This window comes from Acinetobacter sp. YH12105, from assembly GCF_013419095.1.
Classification (GTDB): domain Bacteria; phylum Pseudomonadota; class Gammaproteobacteria; order Pseudomonadales; family Moraxellaceae; genus Acinetobacter; species Acinetobacter pseudolwoffii.
Genome location: NZ_VPAU01000038.1, coordinates 1 through 6,292 on the forward strand (window position 1 = coordinate 1; position 6,292 = coordinate 6,292).

Here is a 6,292-nt window from a genome sequence, read left to right on the forward strand (position 1 = left end):
ACGACTGTAATGCACAAAGCAATACGGTGGATCTGCATATACTGTCCCCCCTTCAAATGATTTTAATGCTTCCTTAAAATCAGCCGATAAAAAAACTGAATTGAAGTCAGAATTGTTTTTTAAGCTATAAGTACATAATTCCTTAAATTTTTTATGAAAAAATTTAAAAACTTCTTTTTTTCTATAAATACAAATGTCATTAAAAGAAGAATTAGTTTTTGCATCTCTATACTGAGCATAGTGGCCTGTACCTTGACTGCAATAAGCCATGGCATACATTAGAGAAGCTAAAAAAATTGGATAAATCGGCTTATCTTCATACTCATCTGCAACTTGTCTTAAAGCATCAATCCACAAACACTGTTCATAGGACCACCATGTACCAGAATAGTTTTTTGCAAATAAATGATAATCGTACAAGAAGTCTTTATTGATTAAATCTTTTTGGGCTTCTTCTAAACAATTGAAATCGTCAATATCAGTTAACTTAATGTAATCAACCAGATATTCTGTTTGTATATTCGCCTCTACAAGACTTAAAACCTGCTGATAAATATGATCAATGTCTGGAATATCTGCATCTCTTAAACTAACTAAATAAGTTTGTGAAAGAACTTTTGAATATTCCTGAATATCATTAGAAACAAAATTAACCTGTTTCCCAATTGCCCCTGCCAGTGAAGCACTTCCTGCAAATAGATCTAATATGGATCTATCTTTTTGATGGACAAAATTAATCCCCTCAACAATAAAATCAATAATCTTGGTTTTAGAACCCATATATTTGATTAAACTAGGAAATGGTTGTGGGGTTAACATAAGAATCCTTAATAAAAAACAAAATCCCAAATTAGGATTTTGTTTTTTGATTCTATGTAATAAAGTCTTGAGAGTCAAATAGAGAAAATAGATGGATAAGAGCTTAATGAAATCTTTGTGTATTCAAGCATTAAAGCAAATGAGACTTGATGCCCAGATTACCCAATCTCAGTTAGCTAAAATGCTAGAAAAACCACAGAGCTTTGTTTCTAAATACGAAAATGGTGATCGATCTTTAGAAATTACGGAGGTTTATTTAATATGCAAAGAATTAAATAAATCCCTATCAGACTTTGAAGAAATTTTAGAAAGTCTTATACAAGAATCAGTTTAACTAAACTCATCATAAAGGCTGGCTTTAATACCAATAGCTATTACGGGACAACCACCTGAACCTTGACCAAATAACTTACTTCTTAATTTACCCATATGCGTTGTAGATGAACCATAAGAAGCCCCTTTTCCTAACTCTTTAAACAATCCCTGTAACTCTGAAGCTCTAGTGATTACTACACCTACAGATACAGCTCCTAAATCAAATAACAAGCGAAAATTGTTTAAATCTCTATCAAAAAAGGGGTCTTTATTATTCCACTCTACTTCAATAGCAACCTTATTTTTGAAGCAATCAATCTTATGAGTAGGCACTTCTGTGATAGTGCTATTTTTCAAAGTAGAAATAACCGTATTCTTTCCATTGCCAATAGCTGATTTGATTAACTCATATTCATCCAAATGGATAGCCGTTTTAAATTCTGTCTCTCCCCAAGCCCTTGCATATAGAAAACTATCTAATTGGTCTGCAACCGTAGACTTTCTACCACCTGGAGCAATGACTTCACTTCGTCTTAAAACAAAAGCTGAAAGTAAATCGACTAAATCATTCCACTCATTAGGGAAAGCATGTCTAAGCACAGAGATACCATTACGATATTCCTCTATTTCATAGTTATCTCGAATGTATTGCGGAAAAAGTAGAACAGACATAGGTATCAATAATTTAATTTTCCAAGATTATAAAAGTATAAAAAAATATTAAAAGGAAAATAAAAAATTAGCCTAAGTTAGTGAGTAAATTGGAGGCGTGGAACAATGTCTAAATTGACCATATTGACAAAGAACAGCCCCATAAAAGGGGCTGTTATCTGATATAGCTTATTTGGTCTCATTTTTTCGATGTCGATAATAAGTAGCTCGGCTGATCCCCATTGCTTCCCAAGGCTTTGTAGAACGTTCAGAATCAGCCTTAGCACCTCGCTTAGATTTACTACCACCTTTAGCACCCTTTTTAGCGTGCCATTCCTTCTTACCCTCTATAGAAAAGCGTTGCCAGACCCATTTAGCGATACTTTTCGAGATTTGTTTAATCTCTGCATACTGCAACGGTTCAGGAAATTGTTCATTCTCCTTCATAACACGCTCTAAAACAGCGTTAAACCATGCCTGATAGCTCGATTTAGACTCAAGGTAGGGTAACACTGCTTTATATGCCCAAAACCGCGTTAAATCGAAAATAGTGCAGTTTCGACCTAAACCTTGAATGCGATCCTCGGCTGTGGGTTTATCATTCAGGTCTACAAAATCAGCTAAATAATCGAGTGAGTAAGTTTTTTCACTCCAAAAAACAACGTCCCAGTGCCTGTTTAAAGGGTTTTTAGTGATTAAACGGCTGTATGCGGTGTCTGAGCCTAGTTTTTTGGCATACGCAGCCTGAATCGCACTTGCGTAGCGTATAGGCTTAATACTTGCAATTTCAGTGGTCGGAAATGGTGTTTCAAGCTTGTAGCAAATATGGCAATGGCCATTTTCAGGGTTACGAGCAGTCCAATAGGGAATTGGTAAATTTTCTGTATGCCAAGCAAGAACAGAATCAGCATGATCTAAGTCAAAAAACAGATAGTTAACCATACACGGCTGATTGCCTTGTATGTATCGGCGTTTTATCGCTTCTCGCTTGGGCAAAATATCCAAGCCACGATCTAAATACTCTGCACAATAAGGCTTATACGCCAAATCGTCATAGAAAATTTCTAGTTGGTGAACAGGCGCAGCCATTGTTCAAGTCCTTATAACTCTTGTTTTTGTGGACCCAACTAGCTACAATTAGAGTTCAAGATAATTGTGGTGCTAGTTGAGATTATTCTCTTCAAGTTCCCGAAAAAGACCCGACGCCACATCGGGTTTTTTTTCGTTCGAAATAAAGTTTACATCAAAGTGACATAGTTGTTAAACCATTAATTTTTAAAGTAAAAACATATACCACAAATATGATATATAAATATCAAAAGGAACTACAATAAACGCTATGAATCAAATATTTAGAATTTTTTAAATTTTATTTTCCAATATACTCATTCCAAATTTTCAGATAATAACGATTCATCTGTTCTTTTATTTCGATTCTCAATTCTCTCTTTTTCACGATAAATATAATCTGCTATCTGTATAAAGTCGCCTTTTCGAACTAAATCAAGAGGAACTTCAAGTCCATATTGATCAAATAATTCTCTACGATCACGATATTCATCCAAAGTTTCAGCATAATTTTCTAATCTGGGCAGATAAACCAAGTGAGGCGGTTCAATCTCAATTTGCTGCCATGATTTTTTAACTTTTTTACGAACAAAACGCTGGGCAAAATGAAGCAATTCACCCGATTGCTGTCGATTACTCTTAAAAACTGCCCATGCCTCAATCATTTTGAAAAAGTTACGCAAATCAGCTCGGTTTTTTTCAGCTAACTTATTATTTTTTTGGCTAATAAGTTTATTTACAACAGTCATCAGTCGGGCTTTCATTCGTAAATATGACTGCTTGCTGTATCTCCAAGACCAAGAAAATGACCGAATTCTGTCTTTATATTCTTTTTCAGTCGGCTTATAGACCTTGTGATCTGTACGCACAAGCTCAAAAGTCATGTGCTGTGTGACTTTCAAAGAAATAGCAGTATCTAAAATAAATTGTAGTGGCTCTCGATCTTTGAAATAGCTGTAAATCAAATCCATTTCAGCCTGAATTTCAGGCTTTATCCAAGTGAAACCCTTAAATTTCTCCTGTAATTTTTCTACTTTTTCTCTATCTTTGGCATTAACAATTTTTTGAGATGATACGCCACACTGCAAATTAAAATCCCGTGTCTTAGAAGTGGTGAATAGTAAATGAATTGTCCATTTGTACTTTTCAAAAACATCACGTTGAACAATACAAGTACAAACTGGATAACCTTTTTCAAGACGATAATTACGCTGTCTTGGAGTGAGCTTTAAATCATAACGTTCTGTGAGTTTTTCAATCAGTCCATCTACACTATTAAAAATAGTTTTAGTCTCACCATTTATCCAATCCTCATATTCTTTCCAGTCAATTTTGGCATAAAAATAAGCTCCATTAGCAACATGGTCAGCGATTCTTTGCATAGTAAATTTTGAGTGTGGGCTATATACAATCATCGTTATTTATGTAATGAAGGGATTTTACATAAAAATAGCCCATTTTTTATAAAAAAACCAGTTTGTAATCTAGTAAAAGATTTTCAATATTTACAGGTGTTTTTAGGGCGAAGCCCTACCATGCGTAGCATGGTTATAAATTGGACTTTTCGGGGTATTTGTAATCGCGTAATAAGTAGTTCCTGCAAAACATAATAGACGGTATGTTTTTTATGCTTTATGATCATTTTTATCATCAATGAAGTGTGTCTGACCAACGCATATTTAGAACTGACCAACCGTGTGAGTTTTAGTGTGCGCAGCCACACTAAAACTTTGATTTTTTAAACAGCTCATAGTCAAACTTCTAACCAATTTTTGACTACCTGACGAAGCGGACTGCCGGAGAAATTTGGCTCGGTACGCTTTGATGGGAGCTTAGGGGATGCAATGCCCCTATTCGATCCAATCCATTTTTAAAGTCGGGGAAACCCCTTTGAAGTTGGGCGACAAGGAAACGGAAGCGTGGTGACACGTTGTTCGGGAAGTAATTCCCGAACTAGGCTGAAAGGGCTGAAATCCTGTTTTGAAGATATGGTCAGAAATTTTATGGATGAAATTTCGTTAATAGCCACCGTTCAATGCAGATGTACGATTTATTTTTTGCATTGTTCGTGCCACACACGATGGATTCTGAGGTAACTGTGAAGTTATCGGGGCGTTGAGGCGAAAGCTAGATACGTTGCAGGCACTTTCCTGTCAAATGGTGAACTTGTCGTGATGACATTCCATTGAAGCTCGAAAGGTCGATTTATAGCTCAAACGTGACAATGGGGGAGTACAACCCCCTATGTGGATTGCAAGTGCTTTACCTGCCAAAATGATGATCTGATTTTATAACGTATTTTTTGGGACTGCGAATACGGAAATAGGAGGTTCAATTTTTTGAACTAATCAGGTGGTCTAGCAGATAAGCGTACTGCAAATTAAGACTTCAAATACTAACTTGGGAAGCACAGCTCTAAGCGTACAAATTGGTTAAGTACGAGATATTAGAGAAGTGTGGGAGCGATACTGATTAGCGTATATAAACTACAGCAATGTAGGGAAATTATGAAATTAGCAAACAGACATACTTGTTTGTGGTTTTAAGGTCTATAGCTACCGTTTGGAGAAATCCATTGTTAAGGGAATCGTAGATTTGCGAAAGGTTGATGTTGGGATGCGTAGAGGTACGCATTGAGTATGTGCTTGCTTGGTGGTAATAGCCTTGCAAGTTAAAAAAAATCGAAACGGTTAAAAGGGGATTGGTCTCCCCTTCTGTTCGAGTTGGTCGCTTGAACTAAACTAAGTTGATGAAAATACAGAGCTACAACTGTGTTGGATGCCTTGTTCTTATGCAAGTAGTATCTTTGTAGCTATTTCTGAGTATAGAAAACTCAGGTTCACTGTGGACTTTGTGAGCAGAGGAGTTCAGCCGTTCCAGAGTCGGTTGAATCAGGTGTAGATTTAAAAACACTATCAAGGGCGGTGGCTTAGCCACCGACCCTTACCTTTTTTATTTTAGTAAGAGTAGGCACTCTTTAACGTCTCTATATCGAGTACCTTGCCGCCCTAATGTCATATGTTGATGATCTATAGTTAATATCTCTATTTTCGAGCTATCCCATACAGAGGATGCAAGCTCCATCATAGTTTCTAGGCTAATCATTCCTGTATTACTATAGCTAAGTGCTAATTGAGAATTAGTAGATTCAACGCCCTTAAACATATCTAAAAACGCATCTTCAACCTTAGTTTTAATACAAAAAGGAGACTGGTGCCTATCCCCTCTATAGCGCCCTTTAACGATCACATTTTTCTTTTTCTGAATCTCCGGATAGTCATATAAAACTAGAGTTTCTAAGGCATGATAGAAACGACTGTAATGCACAAAGCAATACGGTGGATCTGCATATACTGTCCCCCCTTCAAATGATTTTAATGCTTCCTTAAAATCAGCCGATAAAAAAACTGAATTGAAGTCAGAATTGTTTTTTAAGCTA

General features: G+C 36.0%; 5 protein-coding genes and 1 pseudogene. 1 reads left to right on the forward strand and 5 read right to left on the reverse strand.

What is annotated here, in order from left to right; translation table 11 throughout:
• Window positions 1–819: DNA adenine methylase (locus FTU44_RS14850; RefSeq protein ID WP_180051280.1), on the reverse strand; the 819-nt coding region annotated here is incomplete at its 3' end.
• A gap of 91 nt (window positions 820–910) precedes the next feature.
• Here FTU44_RS14850 and FTU44_RS14855 point away from each other — a divergent pair.
• Window positions 911–1,153 (forward strand): helix-turn-helix transcriptional regulator, encoded by a 243-nt coding sequence (locus FTU44_RS14855; RefSeq protein ID WP_100358257.1) that lies wholly within the window; start codon window positions 911–913, stop codon window positions 1,151–1,153.
• Here the strand turns inward: FTU44_RS14855 and FTU44_RS14860 are convergent.
• The 4 genes and pseudogenes from FTU44_RS14860 to FTU44_RS14875 form a co-directional block, all read right to left on the reverse strand.
• A complete protein-coding gene (locus tag FTU44_RS14860; protein WP_180051283.1) occupies window positions 1,150–1,806 on the reverse strand; it encodes a BglII/BstYI family type II restriction endonuclease in 657 nt (218 codons plus the stop codon). The two genes, FTU44_RS14855 and FTU44_RS14860, sit on opposite strands and share 4 nt — an antisense overlap.
• A 168-nt stretch (window positions 1,807–1,974) precedes the next feature.
• Window positions 1,975–2,874, reverse strand: a complete 900-nt coding sequence (locus FTU44_RS14865; RefSeq protein WP_180051286.1) for a replication initiation protein — start codon at window positions 2,872–2,874, stop codon at window positions 1,975–1,977.
• A 296-nt stretch (window positions 2,875–3,170) separates the two neighbouring features.
• The gene (locus FTU44_RS14870; RefSeq protein WP_180051289.1) at window positions 3,171–4,235 is read right to left on the reverse strand and encodes a hypothetical protein; all 1,065 of its coding nucleotides are present in this window, start codon (window positions 4,233–4,235) and stop codon (window positions 3,171–3,173) included.
• 1,570 nt (window positions 4,236–5,805) lie between these two features.
• Window positions 5,806–6,292: pseudogene (locus FTU44_RS14875) on the reverse strand (DNA adenine methylase); the annotation flags it as partial.